Source organism: Mycobacterium sp. 852002-51971_SCH5477799-a, assembly GCF_001667145.1.
GTDB lineage: Bacteria > Actinomycetota > Actinomycetes > Mycobacteriales > Mycobacteriaceae > Mycobacterium.
Window position 1 is genome coordinate 33488 of sequence record NZ_LZIF01000107.1, and the last position, 19193, is coordinate 52680.

At 67.0% G+C, this 19193-nt stretch carries 21 protein-coding genes; 4 read left to right on the forward strand and 17 right to left on the reverse strand.

Annotated features, from left to right (window positions below; all coding sequences use genetic code 11):
• Nucleotides 1-18: 18 nt before the first annotated feature.
• The 4 genes from A5753_RS16610 to A5753_RS16625 all read right to left on the reverse strand — a co-directional run bounded on the left by A5753_RS16610 (nucleotide 19) and on the right by A5753_RS16625 (nucleotide 3600).
• Nucleotides 19-1443, reverse strand: coding sequence for an NAD(P)(+) transhydrogenase (Re/Si-specific) subunit beta (locus tag A5753_RS16610; protein ID WP_067130279.1), 1425 nt, complete (start codon nucleotides 1441-1443; stop codon nucleotides 19-21).
• Complete coding sequence (locus A5753_RS16615) at nucleotides 1440-1769, reverse strand: NAD(P) transhydrogenase subunit alpha (protein ID WP_067130283.1); 330 nt, start codon at nucleotides 1767-1769, stop codon at nucleotides 1440-1442. The genes A5753_RS16610 and A5753_RS16615 overlap by 4 nt, the downstream gene beginning before the upstream one ends.
• Nucleotides 1770-2864, reverse strand: coding sequence for a Re/Si-specific NAD(P)(+) transhydrogenase subunit alpha (locus A5753_RS16620; RefSeq protein WP_067130286.1), 1095 nt, complete (start codon nucleotides 2862-2864; stop codon nucleotides 1770-1772).
• Between the two features lie 274 nt (nucleotides 2865-3138).
• Entirely contained in the window at nucleotides 3139-3600 is a 462-nt protein-coding gene (locus A5753_RS16625; protein ID WP_067130289.1) for a nuclear transport factor 2 family protein, read from the reverse strand.
• Nucleotides 3601-3715: 115 nt separating this feature from the next.
• Here A5753_RS16625 and A5753_RS16630 point away from each other — a divergent pair, with 115 nt between their 5' ends.
• Nucleotides 3716-4933, forward strand: a complete 1218-nt coding sequence (locus A5753_RS16630; protein WP_197694725.1) for an acyl-CoA dehydrogenase family protein — start codon at nucleotides 3716-3718, stop codon at nucleotides 4931-4933.
• The gene (locus A5753_RS16635) at nucleotides 4930-5754 is read left to right on the forward strand and encodes a tyrosine-protein phosphatase (RefSeq protein WP_067130295.1); all 825 of its coding nucleotides are present in this window, start codon (nucleotides 4930-4932) and stop codon (nucleotides 5752-5754) included. The genes A5753_RS16630 and A5753_RS16635 overlap by 4 nt, the downstream gene beginning before the upstream one ends.
• 12 nt (nucleotides 5755-5766) lie before the next feature.
• Here A5753_RS16635 and A5753_RS16640 read toward each other — a convergent pair whose 3' ends face one another.
• The 9 genes from A5753_RS16640 to A5753_RS16680 form a co-directional block, all read right to left on the reverse strand.
• A complete protein-coding gene (locus A5753_RS16640) occupies nucleotides 5767-6630 on the reverse strand; it encodes an SDR family oxidoreductase (protein WP_067130299.1) in 864 nt (287 codons plus the stop codon).
• A 58-nt stretch (nucleotides 6631-6688) separates the two neighbouring features.
• Nucleotides 6689-8113, reverse strand: a complete 1425-nt coding sequence (locus A5753_RS16645; protein ID WP_067130302.1) for an aldehyde dehydrogenase family protein — start codon at nucleotides 8111-8113, stop codon at nucleotides 6689-6691.
• Between the two features lie 148 nt (nucleotides 8114-8261).
• The gene (locus A5753_RS16650) at nucleotides 8262-9827 is read right to left on the reverse strand and encodes an LCP family protein (protein WP_067130305.1); all 1566 of its coding nucleotides are present in this window, start codon (nucleotides 9825-9827) and stop codon (nucleotides 8262-8264) included.
• A gap of 135 nt (nucleotides 9828-9962) precedes the next feature.
• The gene (locus A5753_RS16655) at nucleotides 9963-10904 is read right to left on the reverse strand and encodes a class I SAM-dependent methyltransferase (protein WP_067130308.1); all 942 of its coding nucleotides are present in this window, start codon (nucleotides 10902-10904) and stop codon (nucleotides 9963-9965) included.
• A gap of 27 nt (nucleotides 10905-10931) precedes the next feature.
• Entirely contained in the window at nucleotides 10932-11873 is a 942-nt protein-coding gene (locus tag A5753_RS16660) for a class I SAM-dependent methyltransferase (RefSeq protein WP_067130311.1), read from the reverse strand.
• Between the two features lie 69 nt (nucleotides 11874-11942).
• Nucleotides 11943-12578 (reverse strand): TetR/AcrR family transcriptional regulator, encoded by a 636-nt coding sequence (locus tag A5753_RS16665; protein ID WP_067130314.1) that lies wholly within the window; start codon nucleotides 12576-12578, stop codon nucleotides 11943-11945.
• 2 nt (nucleotides 12579-12580) lie between these two features.
• Nucleotides 12581-13561 carry a pirin family protein gene (locus A5753_RS16670; protein WP_067130316.1) on the reverse strand — a complete coding sequence of 327 codons (981 nt, stop codon included), beginning with the start codon at nucleotides 13559-13561 and terminating at the stop codon, nucleotides 12581-12583.
• 156 nt (nucleotides 13562-13717) lie between these two features.
• Complete coding sequence (locus A5753_RS16675; protein ID WP_067130319.1) at nucleotides 13718-14266, reverse strand: Dps family protein; 549 nt, start codon at nucleotides 14264-14266, stop codon at nucleotides 13718-13720.
• Between the two features lie 87 nt (nucleotides 14267-14353).
• The gene (locus tag A5753_RS16680; protein ID WP_067130322.1) at nucleotides 14354-15265 is read right to left on the reverse strand and encodes a DNA-3-methyladenine glycosylase; all 912 of its coding nucleotides are present in this window, start codon (nucleotides 15263-15265) and stop codon (nucleotides 14354-14356) included.
• Between the two features lie 63 nt (nucleotides 15266-15328).
• Between A5753_RS16680 and A5753_RS16685 the strand changes: the two genes are divergently transcribed.
• Nucleotides 15329-15727, forward strand: a complete 399-nt coding sequence (locus A5753_RS16685) for a nuclear transport factor 2 family protein (protein WP_067130325.1) — start codon at nucleotides 15329-15331, stop codon at nucleotides 15725-15727.
• Here the strand turns inward: A5753_RS16685 and A5753_RS16690 are convergent.
• From A5753_RS16690 to A5753_RS16705, 4 genes are all read right to left on the reverse strand, one after another.
• Complete coding sequence (locus A5753_RS16690) at nucleotides 15721-16101, reverse strand: DUF427 domain-containing protein (RefSeq protein ID WP_067130328.1); 381 nt, start codon at nucleotides 16099-16101, stop codon at nucleotides 15721-15723. The genes A5753_RS16685 and A5753_RS16690 overlap by 7 nt on opposite strands.
• Nucleotides 16102-16149: 48 nt before the next feature.
• The gene (locus A5753_RS16695; RefSeq protein ID WP_067130331.1) at nucleotides 16150-16977 is read right to left on the reverse strand and encodes a class I SAM-dependent methyltransferase; all 828 of its coding nucleotides are present in this window, start codon (nucleotides 16975-16977) and stop codon (nucleotides 16150-16152) included.
• A gap of 79 nt (nucleotides 16978-17056) precedes the next feature.
• On the reverse strand, nucleotides 17057-18076 hold the full coding sequence (locus A5753_RS16700; RefSeq protein WP_067130334.1) for an NAD-dependent epimerase/dehydratase family protein: 1020 nt from the start codon (nucleotides 18074-18076) through the stop codon (nucleotides 17057-17059).
• On the reverse strand, nucleotides 18073-18579 hold the full coding sequence (locus A5753_RS16705) for a nuclear transport factor 2 family protein (protein ID WP_067130337.1): 507 nt from the start codon (nucleotides 18577-18579) through the stop codon (nucleotides 18073-18075). The genes A5753_RS16700 and A5753_RS16705 overlap by 4 nt, the downstream gene beginning before the upstream one ends.
• Nucleotides 18580-18666: 87 nt before the next feature.
• On the opposite strand from A5753_RS16705, the gene msrA reads away from it, so the two are divergent.
• The gene (msrA, locus tag A5753_RS16710; RefSeq protein WP_067130341.1) at nucleotides 18667-19179 is read left to right on the forward strand and encodes a peptide-methionine (S)-S-oxide reductase MsrA; all 513 of its coding nucleotides are present in this window, start codon (nucleotides 18667-18669) and stop codon (nucleotides 19177-19179) included.
• The last annotated feature ends 14 nt before the right edge of the window (nucleotides 19180-19193 follow it).

Below are 19193 nucleotides of genomic sequence, written 5' to 3' on the forward strand. Positions count from 1 at the left end.
CCGCAGCGCCTTTCGTCGTTACAGCGCCTTGAGTTCCTCGGCGACCGCAGTCACCGATTTCTTCGCGTCGCCGAACAGCATGCTGGTCCCCTCGCCGTAGAACAGCGGGTTGTCGATGCCCGCGAACCCCGAATTCATCGACCGCTTCAACACGATCACCGACTTTGCCTTGTCGACGTTGAGGATCGGCATGCCGTAGATCGGGCTGGACGCGTCGTTGCGGGCCGCCGGGTTGGTGACGTCGTTGGCGCCGATGACGATCGCGACGTCGGTGCGCGCGAACTCGTCGTTGATGTCGTCCATGTCCTTCATGGCGTCGTAGTCGACCTCGGCCTCGGCCAGCAGCACGTTCATATGCCCGGGCATCCGGCCGGCGACCGGGTGGATGGCGTACTTGACCTCCACACCCTTGTTCTCCAGCAGGGCGGCCATGTCCTTCACCGCGTGCTGGGCCTGCGCGACGGCCAGGCCGTAGCCCGGCACGACGATCACCTGGTTGGCGTAGGCCATCTGGATCGCGGCGTCGGCTGCCGAGGTGGCCTTGACCGTCTTGTCGCCGCCGTCGCCGCCGCTCGGGGCGACCCCGCCACCGCCGAAGCCACCAGCGACGATCGCCGGGATGGAGCGGTTCATGGCCTTGGCCATCAGGTTGGTCAGGATCGACCCGGACGCGCCGACGATCATGCCGGCCACGATCATCGCGGTGTTGTTCAGCGCCAGGCCCGCCGCCGCCGCCGAGAGCCCGGTCATCGCGTTCAACAGCGAGATGACCACGGGCATGTCGGCGCCGCCGATGGGCAACACCACCATCAGGCCCAGCGCCCCCGCGGCGGCGAGCAGCCCGATCATCCACCAGAGCGGCGCCCCGCCGCTGCCGGGATGGGCGTGCAGCCCGATGACCACCGCGGCGGCCACCGCGGCGGCCAGCAGCAGCAGGTTGATCGGCTGCTGGGCCCTGCCGAAGCCGATCGGCGATCCGGAGATGATCTCCTGCAACTTGCCGAACGCGATGATCGATCCCCAGAACGAGATCGAACCGATGATCGCGGCGAACAATGACGCCACCACGATGTGCACAGTCGGCGACTCGCCGTGCTGGAAGGCCGAAAAACCGCTGGTCTCAATGAATTCCGAGAGTGCGATCAGCGCGACCGTGCCACCGCCGACGCCGTTGAAGAACGCCACCAGCTGTGGCATGGCCGTCATCTTGGTGTAGCGGGCCGGCGGGACACCGAGCACGACGCCCACCACCAGGCCGGCGATGATCAGCACCCACTGGTCGGTGTGACGGATCTTGATCAGGGTCGCCGCCACGGCCAGCGCCATACCCACCGCGGCGATCAGGTTGCCCCGCACCGCCGTCTTGGGCCCGGTCAGGCCCATCAGGCCGTAGATGAAGAGGGCGAAGGAAATGATGTAGAGGCCGATTACCAAGTAGTTCATTTGGCCGCCGGCTCCTCACTCGCTGCGGGCACGGGTTTCTTCTTGCCCTTGAACATGCCCAGCATCCGGTCGGTGACGATGAACCCACCGATAACGTTCAGCGTCCCGAACACCACCGCGACGAACAGGATGATCTGCACCGCGAGCGACGGGTGCTCGACAGAACCGAACACCACCAGGGCGCCCAGCACCACGATGCCGTGGATTGCGTTGGTGCCCGACATCAGCGGGGTGTGCAACGTGTTGGGCACCTTGGAAATGACGGCGAACCCGACGAATCCGGAGAGCACCAGGATCGCCAGGTTGGCCAATAGCTCGTCGTACATCTAGGAGTCCTTCCGATCGCGGGTCACGCACGAGTCCGCGATGACTTCATCGTCGAAGTCCGGCGCCAGCTTGCCGTCGGTGAGCAGCAGGTCCAGCAGTGCGGTGATGTTTTTGCTGTAGAGCTCGCTGGCGTGCTCGGGCATGGTCGCCGGCAGGTTCAGGGGCGACGCGATGGTGACGTCGTGCTTGACCACCGTCTGCCCGGGCTCGGTGAGCTCGCAGTTGCCCCCGGTCTCGCCGGCCAGGTCGACCACCACGCTGCCGGGCTTCATCGCTTCCACCGCCGCCGCGGTGACCAGACGCGGCGCCGGGCGTCCCGGGACCAGCGCCGTGGTGATCACGACGTCGAATCCGCTGATTGCCTTTTCCAGGGCCTTCTGCTGCTGGGCGCGCTCCTCGTCGGTGAGCTCACGGGCGTAGCCGCCCTCACCGGCGGCGTCGATGCCGATGTCGAGCCACTGCGCGCCCACCGAGCGCACCTGGTCGGCCACCTCGGGGCGGACGTCGTAACCGGTAGTGCGCGCGCCCAGCCGCTTGGCCGTCGCGAGCGCCTGCAGCCCGGCCACGCCCACGCCGAGCACCAGCACGGTGGCGGGCTTCACGGTGCCGGCCGCCGTCGTCAGCATTGGGAAGAACCGGGTCGACTCGGAGGCCGCCAGCAGCACGGCCTTGTAGCCGGCGACGTTGCCCTGCGATGACAGCGCGTCCATGGCCTGCGCCCGGGAGATCCGAGGAATGGCCTCGAGTGCGAACGCCTGGACGCCGGCCTGCTTCAGGGCCCCGATGGAGTTCTCGGCGTTGCGCGGCGCGAGGAAACCGATCAGCGTCTGGCCGCTGCGCAGCTTGGCGACCTCGGCCTGGGTGGGCGGCGCGACCTTGACCACGACGTCGGCGGCCCAGGCGTCCCCGATGCTGGCCCCGGCCTCGGTGTAGAGGGCGTCGGGCAACAGGGCCCGTTCGCCGGCGCCGGACTCGACCACCACCGCGACGCCGCTGCCCACCAGCGACGCGACCGCCTTGGGCACCAGCGCTACCCGCCGCTCGTCGGGGCCGGACTCGGCGACCACTCCTACCGTCGTCTGCGCATTTGTCATGGCGCGTACATCTACTTTCCGTACTTTTCCGTACTGTCCCTGCCGATGGGCGTGGCGCTGGCTCGGCCGCGCGCTTCGCTACCTTAACCAGGATTCACCCTGGACGTGTGATCGGCTCCGGGCCACCCGGGGCCGGATGCCCCGGCCGACGGCGATCGACCCTCCGGTCGATGGTTCGCCGCCGCGAGGCGACGCAGTAGCGCCCGCTCCGTTGTGAGGTCACAAGGCGCCGTTGTCGCCCCAACGCGCTTGCGGTTCCGCCGCGCCCGGCCGGCTACCAAAGCGGGATGTCGTTACCGTGCTCGGATTCCAGCCGGGGCCCGAAGTAGCGGCGCTGCGATTCGTCGATCGGGACGTCGTTGATGCTGGCTTCCCGGCGCGCCATCAGCCCGGACTCGGTGAACTCCCACAGCTCGTTGCCGTAGCTGCGGAACCATTGGCCGGACTGGTCGTGGCACTCGTATTGGAACCGCACCGCGATGCGGTTGTCCTGAAAGTCCCAGAGGCTCTTACGTAGCGAGTAATCGAGCTCGCGCTGCCACTTGCGGGTCAGGAACGCCACGATCTCGTCGCGGCCCACGACGTGTTCGTCGCGATTGCGCCACTGCGAATCGACCGTGTAGGCCAGGCTGACGCGTTGGGGATCGCGGGTGTTCCAGGCGTCCTCGGCCGCCTGCACCTTCTGGATCGCGGTCTCTCGGGTGAACGGCGGGGACGGGGGGCGGGCTTCACTCATGCCACCTATCGTGCCGCCCCGCCGGCGCGCTTTCACCGCGGCGTAAGCACTGCGCTGACGACCGGAAACCCGGCGACTCGACACGTGTCATATGGTGACGGGCATGGACTTCGCGATGTCGGCCAAAGCCAGCGACTACCACAAGCGACTGTCCGACTTCATGACTGAGTGCGTCTTTCCGGCCGAGGCCGAATACGACAAATTCCGCGAAGAAGCCGGCCCACACGATCACACGGTCCCGCCCGTCATCGAGGAACTCAAAACCAAGGCCAAGGATCGCGGCCTCTGGAACCTGTTCCTGCCGGCCGAATCGGGGTTGACCAACCTCGACTACGCGCCGCTGGCCGAGCTGACGGGCTGGAGCCTGGAGCTGGCTCCCGAGGCGGTCAACTGCGCGGCGCCGGACACCGGGAACATGGAGACGCTGCACCTGTTCGCCACCGAGGAGCAGCGTAAGCAGTGGCTGGAGCCACTGCTTGCCGGCGAGATCCGCAGCGCCTTCTCGATGACCGAGCCCGCGGTCGCGAGCAGCGATGCCCGCAACATTCAGACGGCCATCGTGCGCGACGGCGCCGACTACGTCATCAACGGGCGTAAGTGGTGGACCTCGGGCGCGGCCGACCCGCGCTGCAAGATCCTGATCGTGATGGGACGCACGAACCCCGAGGCCGCGAGTCATCAGCAGCAGTCGATGGTGCTGGTGCCGATGGACACCCCCGGCGTGACGGTGGTGCGCTCCACGTCGGTGTTCGGCTGGCAGGACCAGCACGGGCACTGCGAAATCAGCTACGACAACGTTCGGGTGCCGGCCACCAACCTGCTCGGCGAGGAGGGCGGCGGCTTCGCCATCGCCCAGGCCCGGCTGGGGCCCGGCCGCATCCACCACTGCATGCGCGCACTCGGCGGGGCCGAACGTGCGTTGGCGCTGATGGTGCACCGCGCGAACAACCGCATCGCGTTCGGCCGGCCCCTGGCCGACCAGGGCCTGGTGCAGCAGGCGATCGCCAAGTCCCGCAACGAGATCGACCAGGCCAGGCTGCTCTGCGAAAAGGCCGCGTGGACCATCGACCAGCACGGCAACAGGGCCGCCCACCTGCTCGTCTCGCAGATCAAGGCGGTGGCTCCCCAGGTGGCGTGCGACGTCATCGACCGCGCGATCCAGGTGCACGGCGCCGCCGGCGTCAGCGACGACACGGTGCTGGCACGACTGTACGGCTGGCACCGCGCCATGCGGATCTTCGACGGACCCGACGAGGTGCACATGCGCACCATCGCGCGTAGCGAGATCGGCCGCGAGCAGTCCGCTTTCGCCGCGGCGGTGACCAGAGAATGACTGAGGCATTGCGGGAACTGTCGGGCGCGTGGAACTTTCGCGACGTCGCCGACGGCACGCCCGCGCTGCGGCCCGGGCGGCTGTTTCGGTCCGGTGAGCTGAGCCGCCTCGACGACCAGGGCCGCGCCACGCTGAGCGAGTTGGGCATCACCGACGTCGCGGATCTGCGCGCGAACCAGGAAGTCGCGCGCCGCGGTCCGGGGTTGGTTCCCGACGGCGTCGAGATCCACCGGCTCCCCCTGCCCGATCTCGGCGACGATCAGCCCAGCGACGACGACGCGCCGCACGAGACCGCGTTTCGGCGCCTGTTCGAGGGCGACGCGAGCCAGTCCGACGAAGAGGTCAACGAGGCCGCCATCCGGCACATGATCGACGAGTATCGGCAGTTCCCGACCCGCAACGGGGCGCAACGCGCTGTGCGGCAAGTCTTCTCGATGCTGGCCGCCGGGCGTTCGGTTCTCACGCACTGCTTCGCGGGCAAGGACCGCACCGGCTTCGTGATCGCCACTGTGCTGGAGGTGCTCGACGTCGACCGCGACACCATCGTCGCCGATTACCTGCGCAGCAACGCCGCGGTCCCCCAGCTGCGTGACCACATCTACGAGATGATCCAGAAAAGGCCTGACGTCGACTTGACCCCGGAGGTGGTCACGTTCACCAAGGCCCGGCTGGCCGATGGAGTCCTCGGCGTACGACCGGAATACCTGGACGCCGCACGCCACACCATCGATCAGGAATTCGGGTCGCTGCAGGCGTATCTCCGCGACGCCGGCGTCACCGACAACGAGGTGGACCGGCTCCGCGCAGAGCTGCTCGCCTGAGTCGCTGGCGCCTTACCCCAGCTTGAATTCGGCCTGCTTTGCCGCTGACAGATCGGTGATCTCGCCCCACTGCGAGGCGATGTCCTCCACCGAAGGCGGCTTGTCGTAGTTGACGCCCTGGTTCTGGAACAGCGCGACGCGCTGCACCTTGCCGCCGCCGACCACGAAAACCGAAGCGCTGTTGGGATTTTCCTCGGTGCACAGGTACGCCACCACCGGAGCGACGTAATCGGGCGTCAGCTTCTCGAGAACCTCCTTGGGGAGGATGTCTTCGGTCATCCGGGTCGCCGCGATCGGGGCGACCGCGTTGGCGTGGATGTTGTATTTCGCGCCCTCCAGCGCCAGGCTGTTGATCAAGCCGACCAAGCCGAGTTTGGCCGCGCCGTAGTTGGTTTGACCGAAGTTGCCGAACAGCCCACTGGTGGACGTGGCGACGACCACGCGACCGTAGCTCTGCTCACGGAAGTGCGGCCATGCGGCGCGGATGACGTTGTAGCCGCCATAAAGGTGCACTTTGAGCACGGCGTCCCAGTTCTCGAACGACATCTTGTGGAAGGTGCCGTCGCGCAGGATGCCGGCGTTGCTGACCACACCGTGCACGGCGCCGAACTCGTCGAGCGCGGTTTTGACGATGTTCTCGGCGCCCTCGGACTCGGCGACGCTGTCGTAGTTGGCGACAGCCCGCCCGCCGGCGTCCTTGATCTCCTTGACCACATCGTCGGCCATGTTGTGGCCGGCGCCGGTGCCGTCGCGCGAGCCACCGAGGTCGTTGACGACGACGCTGGCGCCCTCCTTGGCGAGGGTCAGGGCGTAGTCTCGACCCAGTCCTCCGCCGGCTCCGGTGACGATGATGACGCGATCCTGCACTCCGGGCATAAGTTTCCTCTCTAGATATAAGTGTCTAGCAAGTGATTTGGTTGCGGGAGAACGATTTCTAGAAGATCCGGCGGGCCATCTTCATGGCGCGGTCGGTGTAGGGCGGGTAGATGAAGCTCGACAGGTCCGGGCGCGTCGGCTTGGTCAGCACCGACTTGCGGTGGCTGAATTCTTCGAAGCCGAACTTGCCGTGGTAGGCGCCCATGCCCGACGCGCCGACGCCCCCGAAGGGCAGCTTGGCCGTCGAGACCTGGAAGGCGAGGTGGTTGACCAGCATGCCGCCAGCGGGCACCTCCTTGATCACCCGCTCGCGGGTCTCGCGCGTCTTGGTGAACAGGTACGCCGACAGCGGCTTGGGCCGCGAGTTAACGAAACGTATTGCGTCGTCCAGGGATTGGACGGTGACCACCGGCAACACCGGGCCGAAGATCTCGTTCTGCATCAGCGGGCCGTCCGGGTCAGGGTCCACCACGACGGCGGGCTGGATGCGCAGGCTCGACGGGTCGCACTTGCCGCCGACGACGACCTTGCCGTCGCCACCGGACAGGTAGCCGCTGATCCGGTCGAACTGCCTTTGGTTGACGATCCGCATGCCGTCGGGCTTGTCGGAGGTGAACTTGGTGATGGCGGCGCCGATCTTGTCGACCAGCTCGTCGCGAATGCTGGCGTCCGCCAACACGTAATCCGGTGCGACACAGGTCTGTCCGGCGTTGAGCAGTTTCATCCAGGCGATCCGCTTGGCCGCCACCTCCACGTCGGCGTCCGCCGCGACGATCACCGGGCTCTTGCCGCCGAGTTCCAGGGTGCACGGGGTCAGGTGCGGGGCCGCGCCCTCGTAGACCTTGCGGCCGATCTCGGTGCCGCCGGTGAACAGCACCCGATCCAGGCCCTGCGCGATGAGCTCCTGGCTCGTGGCGCCGTCACCCTCGACCACGGCGATGGCATCGTTGTCGAGATATTTCGGCACCAGCTCCGCCATCAAATGCGCAGAGGAAGCGGCGATTTCCGACGGCTTGAGGATGACGGCGTTGCCCGCGGCGATCGCGCCGACGGCCGGACCCAGCGTCAGGTAGAACGGGTAGTTCCACGCGCCGATGATCAGCACCGTGCCGTAGGGCTCGTATTCGATCCAGCCGCGCCCCGGCAGCTGCGGCATCTCGAGCAGCTGGTACCTGCGCTTCGTCCACCGCCGGACCTTTTTCGCCGCGTATTTCGCCTCGCCGGCGGTCGTCGCGATGTCGGCGATGAAGGCCTCGAAGGGACTGCGGTCCAGGTCTTCGGCGAGGGCGGACGCGATGGCGGCCTCGTTCTCTTCCATCAGCCTCGCCAGCTGCGACAACTGCCGCTTGCGCCATTCGACGTCGCGGGTGCGTCCGGTGGCGAAGGTCCGGCGGAGCCGGGCGACCGTCGCCGGAATGTCGGCCGGCTGAGCCGTCCCATTGGATGCGGAGGTCTTCGATGCAACCGATTCGGTGGTCATCATTGTCCTTCCCGAGCAGAGTCCCGCTGCGGCGGCCGCTCATCGGTGATAACCGCGATACTAACCATCCGGTTGGGAGAGCAGTAGGAAGGATCCGGCGAACCACCTCTCGCCGGTCGGGTTGTCGACCCCGGCGCGACGACCGGTGCGGTTACTTCACGCAGGGAATGTTGGCCGCGGTCATCTGGCTGAGGTCGGTCGGCGCCGGGGCACGGTCGCCGGTGCCGGTGGCGGCCACGGCACTCACCTGCCCGGTCCCGGACGGGTCGGCAGTCGCGCCGGGATGGGCCAGGTAGTCGCCGGCGGGAAACTCTGTTCCAACGGTCAGGCGCACCGTCCCGGTGGCAACTGTGTCGTTCGCCGTGGCCGGCACGTGCAGCTGACCGGCCAGGATCTGGGCGGCCCGGTCGGCTCCGGGGCCGTATTCGATGGTGCTCTCGTCGGCCGGGACCGCCGCGGTCGTGGCGCTGCCGCGGGTGAAGCCGCGTCCGGCGAAGGCCTCTTCGACGGCGCCCGCGAGCCCGTCGCGTGAGGTGGCGTTGACGACGTCGAGGATCGCGGGTTCGGCCAGCGGCGGCGGTGGTTGGGTGTTCGGTGATGCGGCCTCGAGCGCGACCGGTGTGTCCGACATGAAGCGCTCGTTGACGATGCGCCGGATGGTCGGAAGGTCGACCTGGTTGATGTCGGACCCGTTGACGTCCTTGCCGAAGCCGGCGATCGGCAGGGTGTAGAGGGACAGCGGGCGCTCGCTCAATTGCGAGGCCCGGGAGGCGAATTCCATGATGTCCAGCCCGTCGTCGACGGCGACGTTGTCGCGGGCGACCTGCAGCAGTTTGCGCAGTCCGCTCACGCTGGACAGCGCACCGCCCCTGCGGGCCGCCTCTGCCAACGACACGAGGAACGCCTGCTGTCGCCGCGTGCGGTCGAAATCGGTGAAGGAGCCGTCGTTTTCGTCGCGCCGCTGCCGCACGAAGGCCATCGCGTCCGCGGCGTCGATGCGCTGAACCCCCTGGTGGAAGTCGGCGCCCGAGTAGCCGTCCCGCGTGTCGGCATTGAGGCACACGGTGATCGGTTCGACGGCTTTGGCGATTTGGAAGAAACCGCCGAGTGTGACCTCGACGAAGTGATCGACCGAGACGCCCAGAAAGTGTTGGACGGCGTCGATTTCGGCCTTGCGGCCGGCCTCGCGGGCGGTCTGCTCGCGAGCCGTCAAGTTGTTGGCGCCCGCCCCGCCCGAATTCCCGGCCGCCTGCGAATTCAGCGACTGCTGGTAGGCCAGCCCGTATGCCTGCTTGATCTTGCCGGCGCAGACCGACCCGGGACAGCCCGGTAGCTCCGCGTAGTCGTCGCGCGGGATCGATACCGCCGTGACCGGGCCGTCGCCGTCCGAAATATGCACGACGATAAGGACATTCGCGTTGTAGCCGCCCGAGCTCTCGTCACCGGCGTGCAGCGCCTCGTAGATCTCTTGGGGCAGGGGCTTACCGTTCTGGTCCAGCCGACTGTCCAGACCCATCAGCAGAATGTTCTGGTTGCCGTCCAGCGTCTTCGCCGCGTTCGGTAGCGCGTGCGAAATGATGATCTTGCCGAGGGCCGTGTGATAACCCGTCCACCCCATGCCGGTGATCGCCGTGACGACCGCCGAAGCGGTGGCGGCGGCCAACCGGGCTTTTCTCAGCACCCAGCGGCGCGATTGGTCGGATCCGCCGCTGCCCATAATGAGTGACCATTGTCCCCGATGACCAGGCGAATTCCCGGTAACCGCAGCCGCGAGCCAACGGTGAAGGTGCGGCGAGAGAGTCGGCACTCAGTAACTGCGACGGGCGTTGCCGTCACATAACGGTGCCCGCTCTTACAGGCGCTCGGCGACCACGAAGTCGGAGAAAGCGTCCTTGTCGTCGGCCAGCGCGACGTTTTCGATCCAGCGGCCCAGCCGGCGCATGGCGGCGGTCGAGTGCTCGGCCGTCGCACGCCAACCGTGTTGGTTGAGCCAGTCGGTGACGTCGGCGCGGTGTTCGTCGCGATACATCAGCTCGCCGACGTCGAGGGTCTGCTCCATGCCGATCTCGTCGGCCACCTTCTTGAACCGTTCCCGCATCTGCTGGCGCCGCTCGTCGGCGTGATTGGGCGCGGTTTCCGCCGAGACGCGGCTTCCGGCCGGGCTCAGTTCGCCGATCAGCGTGAACAACCGGTCCTGGGCCTCGGCCGGCAGGTACATCAGCAGGCCCTCGGCCAGCCAGGCGGTGCGCTGGCTGGGGTCGAAGCCCGCGGCACGCAGCGCGGCGGGCCAGTCCTGACGCAGGTCGATGGCGACTTCGCGGCGATCGGCCGAGGGCCTGGCCCCGTTCTCCGCCAGCGTGGTCGACTTGTAAGCCAGCACCTCGGGCTGGTCGAGCTCGTAGACCGTGGTGCCGGCCGGCCAGTCCAACCGGTACGCGCGGGAGTCCAGTCCCGAAGCCAGGATCACGATCTGGCGGATCCCCGCCGCGACGGCGTCGGTGAAGAAGGTGTCGAAGAAGTGGGTCCGCACCGCTTGATAGCCGCGCATGTGGTGCAGGTGCGCCGCGGACTCTTCGTCCAGGGCTTCGACCTTGGCCGCGATCTCCGGGTCGAGCATGGCCTCCCACAGGACGCCGGCACCGGAATTTGTGACCAGGAGCTTGGCGTAGGGGTCGCGGATAAGCGCGTCGGGACGTTCGGTCTCGACGGCGCGCGCCGCGGCCACCATCACCGCGGTGGTGCCGACGCTGCTCTTGATGTCCCACGTGTCATCGTGGGTGCGCAGTGAACTCATGGCGGTGCTCCTTGCATCGATCCTTGGTCAGGCGGTGGGCTTGCCGAGACGCGCCCGCAGCAACGTGCTGCGGACCGCTTCGTCGGTCAGGTCGTCGGGTACCGGACGGCCCAGCCGGGCCATCTCGTCGCGGTTGCTCACGCTGTGCACGTGCCAGCCGTGGTCGGCCAGCCACGCGGCGGCGTCGGATCGGTCCGGCTCCTGGTAGGTCAGCGCCTGGACATTGACATCCAAACCGAGCCGGTCCCGCATCCGCACCCAGCGCTGCGAGTTGCTCCGGGAGTTCATGCCGAACATCTCGATCGCGATCTGGCTGTTCGGCGCGCTGAGCGCGGTGACCATCTCGAACAGCCGGTCCTGGGCGTCGCTGGGCAGGTACGGGAGCAGCCCTTCGGCAAGCCACGTGGTGGGTTTGGTGCGGTCGAACCCGGCGGCGGTCAGGGCCGCGGGCCAATCGTCACGGAGGTCGACCGGGACGGGATGCCGGATAGCGGATGGCACGGCGCCGTGCTGCTGCAATATGTCGGTCTTGTATTGGAGCACCTGGGGCTGGTCGATCTCGTAGACCGTGGTGCCGGCCGACCAGTTCAACCGGTAAGCCCTGGAGTCAAGCCCGGCGGCCAGGATCACCACCTGCCGGATGCCGGCGCCGGCGGCGTCCGCGAAGTACCGGTCGAAGAAGTGGGTGCGCACGGCCTGGTAATCGATTCCGCATCGATGCGCGCGCTGTCCGTGCTCATCACCGTCGAGCCAGGCGAGCTCCGGGTCGGCCAGCCTCGCCCACGCCGGACCGGCGGACGACACCAGCAGGCGCGCGAAGTCGTCGCGGATCAGCGGATCGGGGCCGGCGGTTTCCGCCGCGCGCGACGCGGCTACGCCGAGCGCCGTGGCGCCCACGAGTTCGGTGATGGTCCAGCTGTCACCGGCGGACCGTACGGATGGCGGCGACGAGGAATCCAGATCAGTCATATCCCGGCCATGGTACCGGAATAAGTTAGTTAGCCTATACGCTTTGTGCGCAACTTCACTGCGCGCCGACTAAGCCCCCGGCCGCCGGAACGCGCCTTCCAGGAGCTGGCGCATCACTCCGACGAGCGCCAGCAGGTTTTCCGGGCTCGAAACGTAGCCGGCGTATACGCCCACCCCGCAGACGAGAACCAGCAGCGCCTCGGCCAGCACCGTCGCATCGACATCGGCGACGATCTCGCCGCGCTCGATCGCCTCATTGATGACGCGCAGCAGGAATTCCCGGCTGATCCGCACGGAATCGTTGTCGGTCTCAGTTAGCTCCGGGTGTCGCTGCGATTCCAGCACGCCGCTGATTAGAAACGCGGACCCGGCAGGATTCTTCGAATTGGCTCTGGTCGCTTCGGCGATGAATGCCGTCAGCTGCGCCGCCAGGGTGGTCTCACGGTCGGCTTGTTTGATACCGGCGCCGATCACGAATTGGTTGGTGTCTGCCACCACTTCGCGATAAAGCGCGCGTTTGCTCGAGAAGTAATGGTTAATCGCAGGGCGGGTGAGGTCGGCGCGCGCGGCGATGGCCTGGAATGTCGCGCCGTCGTAGCCACGTTCGCTGAACACCAAACGAGCAGCTTGGATGATTCGTTGCCGAGTCTCGTCGGCCTTCGCGGCGGGCGGACGCCCCGGCCGACGAGTCCCCCGTGGAAGCATTGCTAAAGTGTGCCATCGCCGTGGTGCGGCATTAGCGCATTTGGCGGAATGCTGCCAAACTTCCCGGCCTGGTAGTCCTCGAGCGCCGCGATCAATTCCGCGCGGGTGTTCATTACGAAAGGCCCGTAGTGGAATACCGGCTCGCGAATCGGCTGCCCGCCCAGGAGCAGCAAATCAATGGCCGTCCGGCTGGGGTCCGGGGCCTGCCGGGCCCCGACAGTGATCCGGTCGCCGGGCCCGAGGACCGCTAACTGTCCCTGGTGGATCGGATGGGCGACCGGGCCGACGTACCCGCTGCCAGACAACACATAGACCAGGGCATTGAAGTCGCGCCGCCACGGAACGTCGAGGCGCGCCCCGTTCTCGACGGTCGCATGCGCGAGGGTGATCGGCGTGTGGGTGACACCGGGGCCCCGGTGGCCGTCGATCTCGCCGGCGATGATGCGAATCAGCGCCCCGCCGTCGTCGGATGCCAGCAACGCGACGTCGCCGCCTTCGATCGACTGGTACCGCGGGGATGCGAACTTGTTCTTCTTGGGCAGGTTCACCCAGAGCTGGACGCCGTGGAACAGCCCGCCGCGGTCGACCAGCTCGGCCGGCGGCGTCTCGATGTGCAGGATGCCCGAGCCGGCCGTCATCCACTGAGTCGCACCGTCGGCGATCAGGCCGCCACCGCCGTGGGAGTCCTGGTGTGCGAACTTCCCGTCGAGCATGTAGGTCACGGTTTCGAAGCCGCGGTGTGGATGCCAGTCGGTCCCCCGGGGCTCCCCCGGCTCGTATTCGACCTCGCCCATCTGATCCATGTGCACGAACGGATCGAGCGCGGTCGTGCTGACTCCCGCGAAAGCGCGCACGACGGGAAACCCCTCGCCCTCATAGCCGCGCGGACCGGTGGTGATCGATCGGACCGGCCGATCGGTGTCGGTGGGTCCGGGACCGCTGACCCGTGGCAATGTCAGCGTGTTAGCTGTGACTGCGGGCATCTGACCTCCTCTTATAGTGAATGTCCTATATAACCGGACTTGGGTCCACTTATTCCGGAGGAGGGAAAGGCTTGCGCGGGGATACCGGCCGACAATTTCGCCCCGGCACGAAGGTGCCGGGGCGAAATGCGCGATGCCTGCGCTTAGCGAAGCATCTCAGGCTTTGCCACGGGCGCTGCCTGCGGCGCCTTTCTCGGTGCTTTTACCTTGGTGCGCCAGCTTGCCGCCGGCGCTTTCCAGGTGCGCCCGGACGAACCACTGGAACTTCTCCAACTGACCCGCCTGGCCGATCAGCAGGTCCTGGGTGACCTGGTCGAGTTCGTCGGTCTCGTCGATGTACCGGCGGATGTCCTCGATGACACCGTTGTAGACGAGGTCCAGCGCCGCCAGGTGCGCCTGTACCGTGTCTCGACCGACCGAGTAGTCGTCCCACGACCGGTCCTTGATGATGGCGCCGGGCGTCCCCTGTGGCGAAGCACCAAGGGCCGCAATACGTTCGGCGACATCGTCGGCGTATCCACGCACCACGTCCACTTGCGGGTCGATCATCTCGTGCACGCCGATGAAGTTCGGGCCAACCACGTTCCAGTGAATGTGCTTCAGCGTCAGGTGAAGATCGTTGTAAGTGCTCAGTTGCTTCTGCAGCAGTTCGGTGAGCCGCGCCGCCTGCTTATCGGTCAATCCCGGAATTGTGAACTGAGTCATCGCTTATTTCCTAGCTTCCTTCCATGGTTCACACACAGCTACTTGCACTGCTGGGTACCCGATGGCCCCGCTGAAAAACGCTACGGATCAAAGCGAGTGGATTTGCTGCACCGGCAGCCGCGGTCCGCGGCGGGGTTCGTACGCCAGCCCGCTGGCTTCGAGCAGCCGAACCACCCGCTGGCGATGGGGTCGCATCGGTGCGAGCAGTTCGAGCATGCCCGCGTCGTCGACGGGCCGGCCCAACAGGGTCCAGCCGATCATTTTGGGAATGTGGTAGTCGCCCACCGACACGGCGTCGGCATCGCCGAAGGCGCGCTGTGCGGTCTCGGCGGCGGTCCACTCCCCAACCCCCGGCAGCGACATCAACGCGTCCCGCGCCTGCACCGCCGGCCGAGACACCAACCGTTCCAGCGAGGAAGCCCGCCGCGCACAGGTCACTACGGTCTGCGCCCGCCGAGGGTCGACGTTGGCACGATGGAACTCCCACGACGGGATGTGTCGCCACACCTGTGCCGACGGCATGACACGCATCCCCGCCGGTGCGGGTCCCGGCGCGGGGGTGCCGTATTTCGTCACCAGCACCCGCCACGAGCGAAACGCATCGGCGCCGGGCACCCGTTGCTCGATGATCGCCGGGATCAGGGCCTCCAGTACCAGGCCGGTGCGGCCCAGGCGCAAGTGCGGAACCCGTTGGTGCGCGGCCGCAACCGTTGGATGCCTCGGGACGAAGTCCGAGTCGTCGTCCTCGAAGCCCAGCATGGCGGGCAGCATCTCGATGAATTCTTCGGCGCCGCTGCCCCACGCCACGCCGTGCGCGGCATTGGGCGCGACGCGGCTGATCCGGGCCGTGACGGACCCGCTGGGCAGCAGGCTGGTGCGCCAGATCGAGCCGTCTCCGGGAGCCCGGAAGCAGGGATCGCCGAAACCGCGGCGAAGGGGCGCCAACGTGTGTCCGAAGCTGACGGCTCCGGGAAACACGACCGTGCGCGTGCTCGTCACCTGATGATTCTCCGACTGCCCTGATTGACCGTGAACTGCGGTCCAAGTCAATATTGCGTTGTGATGACGCCGTTCGATGACCCGCAGGGCGAACTGGCTTGGATGTTCTTGCAGACCGTCAGCGACGACGGCGATCTGGACGAGGGCTTCGCGCTGCTCAGTGAGGACTTCTCCTACTGGACCCTCTACACGCGGACCCCCTGCGACAAGGCCACGTTTCGTCAGGCGATCGAGCGACGCAAGAAAGACCTCGAGCTGATCATCGACCTGGTGCGCTGCGTCAACGAGGGAGAGACCGTGGTGGTGGAGGCGCAGGCCACCGGCACCACCTCCGACGGCCGCGAATTCGACAGCCCGTTCGTATGCATCTTCGACACCCGCGACGGGCTGATCGTCTCGATGCGTTTGTACAGCGACACCCGGGCCGTCGCGACTGCCCTTCCCGGGTGGATCCCCTACTGAGCCGAGACGCTGATGTCGGCCTTGGTGGGATAGAACGCCACATGCCCGGCAATCGCCGCGACCGCCGGATAGGGCTGCTCGTACGTCCAGATCACATCGTCGACGGTGTCACCGGCGGAGGTGGTCACGCTGTAATAGCTCGCGTCGCCCTTGAAGGGACAGTACGTGCTGGTGTCCGTCCGGGTGAGCCGATCCCGCACCACGTCGGCGATCGGAATGTATTGCACGGCAGGTAAAGTGGCTTCGCGCAATTCGAGTGCCGCAGTGGTGTCGGCGATCAACTCGCCGTTCACGCGCACCTGCACCCGCCCTTTGGTCGGCTCGATGGTGATCGGGTGCCCCGCGCTGGGCTCCTTGATTTCCGGATGGGCCATGGTGGTTCCTCCTTAGACGTCTATCCGACTTTCAACGCGCGTCCGCCGTCAAGGCTTCCCGTCCGCCGGACCGAATGCGTAGCGGTGGTATTGCGCCATGTTCGCCGCCGCAGGCAACAGCGACATGATTTTGCCCAAGGCCCGGGATGAGCGGGGCAACTGCGCGAAGGTGTACGACTCGAACCACCGTTCCCACGCCAGCAGCCGCACCGCCGGCACGGCTTCGATGATGTCGGCGGGCCCGTTGATCGCCCAGTGCAGCGTGGAACCCGACCGCCGCACCACGGTGTTGAGCCATTGGGACTTGATGCCGAGCCAGTTGAACACGTCGAACTGCAGCTCGCCCGAACCGAACCGGTCGACTACCCGGCGCAGCAGCGCGGTGCCCTCCCGTTCGGTGAGGTACATGGTGAGCCCCTCCGCGATCATCAGTGTGGGGCGGTCGGCGGGGATTTCCGCCAGCCAGGCCGGGTCGGTGACCGAGGCGGCAATGACGCGATAGTGATCGCGGCTCGGGTAAAGCTGGGTGCGCAGCGCCGCGACCTCGGGGTAGTCGACGTCGTACCACTGGACGTCCGGGCCGGGCCGCACGCGGAAAAACCGGCTGTCGAGCCCACAGCCCAGGTGCAGCACGACCGAACGCGGATGTACGGCAAGGAATTCGCGCGTCCACTGATCGAAGTGCGCCGACCGGGTGGTCACCGACGGTGCCCGGCGCGGTGTGATGGTGGTTTGCTTCCAGTCGTAGTCGATGCGCTCGACGATCTCCTTCGCGTAGCGATCGCCCAGGATCGGTTTCGGGAAGTCGGCGTCAAGCGCCTTCGCGTAGAACGTCGCCAGCATGGTCTGGGGCGCCCCGGTGAGATCGACAGGCACTCGCGCGGTAGTCACACCGCCCGAGGCTAGTCCCGCCCCGGACGCCGCGCCGCGTTCTGAACACGGGTCGGCGTGGTGTTCAGCCGGGAGTCGTGCTCCCGCTCTTGGCATTTCGCATCGCCGCCCAGAATCGGGCCGCGTCGCGAATGGACTCCTCGACCGGGCGCGGCTGCCAGCCCAGTTCGTGGACGGCCTTGCTGTGGTCGACGGGCGCCTCGGCGCGCATCATGCGCACCGAGGCGAGGCTGAGTTCGGCGTCCTTGCCGGTGAGGCGGGCCCGCAAGTCGCCCAGCGCGCCCAGCGCATACAGCATCGGGACGGAGATGGAGCGCCGCGGCGCGGGCACGCCGGCCTCGTCGGCTGCGATTCGGACCACGTCTTTCAGCGCGATCATCCGCTCGGAGATCAGGTACCGCTCGCCGATGCGCCCGTGTTCGGAGGCCAGGATCATGGCCCGGGCGGCGTCGGTGACACCGACGGCTTCCAGCTGAATGCCCTCCATCGTGAAGGGCAGCTTGCCGAAGACCGCGCCGGCGATGAACGCACCATGCGGGGTGCGGCCCCAGTCGCCGCTGCCGTATGTCGTCGACACGCACATCGCCACCGCGGGCAGCCCGCATTCGGCCACGTAGCGCATCACCAGGTTCTCGGCGTGGACCCGGGACCGGACGTAGTCCGACACCCCCCGGGTGTCGATGCTGTCCTCTTCGGTCGCGACGTGTCCGCGGCGCCGCCCGACGGTCGTGTAGGTGCTGGTGAAGATGAACCGGCGCAGGCCGGTTTGCGTGACGGCCACATCGAGGACGTTGCGCAGCCCTTCGACGTTGGTGCGAAACAGCGGCGAGGTATCACGCAGCCAGGCGCGGGTGTCGACGACGCAGTAGTAGACGTCGTCGACACCGTTCATCGCCTCCCGCAGCACGGCGGTATCGAAAACGTCGCCGTGGAAGCGGGTGAGCTCGAGGTCGTCGATGGAGCGGGTGTTGGCCCCTTCGCGCACCATGGCCCGCACCTCATGGCCGTCGGCGACCAGCTGGCGGGTGACGTGTGAACCCAGAAAACCGTTGGCGCCGATGACGAGTTTGGGCTTGATGCTCACCGGGCGCCTCCGTACTGCTCCACGAATTGCGCGCCGGCCTCGTCGAGGGTGCCGAGCTCCTGCGCCTTGCGGCACCACTTCAACGTGGCCTGCACGAAACGCAGCGGGTTGTAGATGTCTTCCTGCTGACGCCACATGCCATCGCCGGCGTAGGTGATGATCGAAATGTTCGTCGCGCCGATGACCGTGCCGTCCCCGGGATCGCGCATCGGGTTGTCGAGTTCCATGATGATGCGCCCGGTGGGTTCGTCGATCACCGACCACAGCGACGGGAACGCGACCATGTGGCTGCCCGGAAAGCTGCCCATCGTCCGGCTGATCCACTCGCGGACCTCATCGCGGCCATGCATGGTGCCCGCCGCGTGTTCGATGTACAGGACGTCGGGTGTGTAGTGCTGGACCCAGGCGTCCCAGTCCTGCGTTTGCGCCGCCGCATCGACGGTCGCTTCGAATTTTTCGAAGGCGGCGGCCAGTTCGCTACGGGAGAACTTGGGCGTGCTCATGATGTCGCGGCACCGTTGCAGCTCATCGGCGGAGTGTAGCCTGGCCTTGTTCCTGCCCGAGTGCTAGCCGGTTATGGAGGACGAAGCATGACCAACCAGAAAGCGATTCTCGCCGGCGGCTGCTTTTGGGGGATGCAGGAACTCATCCGCAAGCAGCCGGGCGTGGTGTCGACCCGGGTCGGTTACACCGGCGGTGACGTCCCCAATGCGACCTACCGCAACCACGGCACGCACGCCGAGGCCATCGAGATCGTCTATGACCCGGCCGTCACCGACTACCGCACGATGCTGGAATTCTTCTTCCAGATCCACGATCCGACAACGAAAGACCGGCAGGGCAACGATCGGGGCGCCAGTTATCGGTCGGCCATCTTCTATCTCGACGAGGACCAGAAGCGGATCGCGCTGGACACCATCGCCGACGTCGAGGCGTCCGGGCTGTGGCCCGGCAAGGTGGTGACGGAGGTCAGCCCTGCCGGCGACTTCTGGGAGGCCGAGCCCGAACACCAGGACTATTTGCAGCACTATCCCAACGGATACACGTGCCACTTCATCCGACCGGGCTGGAAGCTGCCGCGCCGGGCGACCGCGGACCAGTAGCGACGCTGGCCCCG

Excerpts from the sequence above, each read along its gene's own strand:
- A5753_RS16610 (WP_067130279.1), bottom strand. The coding sequence starts at position 1,443 with ATGAACTACTTGGTAATCGGCCTCTACATCATTTCCTTCGCCCTCTTC.
- A5753_RS16615 (WP_067130283.1), bottom strand. The coding sequence starts at position 1,769 with ATGTACGACGAGCTATTGGCCAACCTGGCGATCCTGGTGCTCTCCGGA.
- A5753_RS16620 (WP_067130286.1), bottom strand. The coding sequence starts at position 2,864 with ATGACAAATGCGCAGACGACGGTAGGAGTGGTCGCCGAGTCCGGCCCC.
- A5753_RS16625 (WP_067130289.1), bottom strand. The coding sequence starts at position 3,600 with ATGAGTGAAGCCCGCCCCCCGTCCCCGCCGTTCACCCGAGAGACCGCG.
- A5753_RS16630 (WP_197694725.1), top strand. The coding sequence starts at position 3,716 with ATGTCGGCCAAAGCCAGCGACTACCACAAGCGACTGTCCGACTTCATG.
- A5753_RS16635 (WP_067130295.1), top strand. The coding sequence starts at position 4,930 with ATGACTGAGGCATTGCGGGAACTGTCGGGCGCGTGGAACTTTCGCGAC.
- A5753_RS16640 (WP_067130299.1), bottom strand. The coding sequence starts at position 6,630 with ATGCCCGGAGTGCAGGATCGCGTCATCATCGTCACCGGAGCCGGCGGA.
- A5753_RS16645 (WP_067130302.1), bottom strand. The coding sequence starts at position 8,113 with ATGATGACCACCGAATCGGTTGCATCGAAGACCTCCGCATCCAATGGG.
- A5753_RS16650 (WP_067130305.1), bottom strand. The coding sequence starts at position 9,827 with ATGGGCAGCGGCGGATCCGACCAATCGCGCCGCTGGGTGCTGAGAAAA.
- A5753_RS16655 (WP_067130308.1), bottom strand. The coding sequence starts at position 10,904 with ATGAGTTCACTGCGCACCCACGATGACACGTGGGACATCAAGAGCAGC.
- A5753_RS16660 (WP_067130311.1), bottom strand. The coding sequence starts at position 11,873 with ATGACTGATCTGGATTCCTCGTCGCCGCCATCCGTACGGTCCGCCGGT.
- A5753_RS16665 (WP_067130314.1), bottom strand. The coding sequence starts at position 12,578 with ATGCTTCCACGGGGGACTCGTCGGCCGGGGCGTCCGCCCGCCGCGAAG.
- A5753_RS16670 (WP_067130316.1), bottom strand. The coding sequence starts at position 13,561 with ATGCCCGCAGTCACAGCTAACACGCTGACATTGCCACGGGTCAGCGGT.
- A5753_RS16675 (WP_067130319.1), bottom strand. The coding sequence starts at position 14,266 with ATGACTCAGTTCACAATTCCGGGATTGACCGATAAGCAGGCGGCGCGG.
- A5753_RS16685 (WP_067130325.1), top strand. The coding sequence starts at position 15,329 with ATGACGCCGTTCGATGACCCGCAGGGCGAACTGGCTTGGATGTTCTTG.
- A5753_RS16690 (WP_067130328.1), bottom strand. The coding sequence starts at position 16,101 with ATGGCCCATCCGGAAATCAAGGAGCCCAGCGCGGGGCACCCGATCACC.
- A5753_RS16705 (WP_067130337.1), bottom strand. The coding sequence starts at position 18,579 with ATGAGCACGCCCAAGTTCTCCCGTAGCGAACTGGCCGCCGCCTTCGAA.
- msrA (WP_067130341.1), top strand. The coding sequence starts at position 18,667 with ATGACCAACCAGAAAGCGATTCTCGCCGGCGGCTGCTTTTGGGGGATG.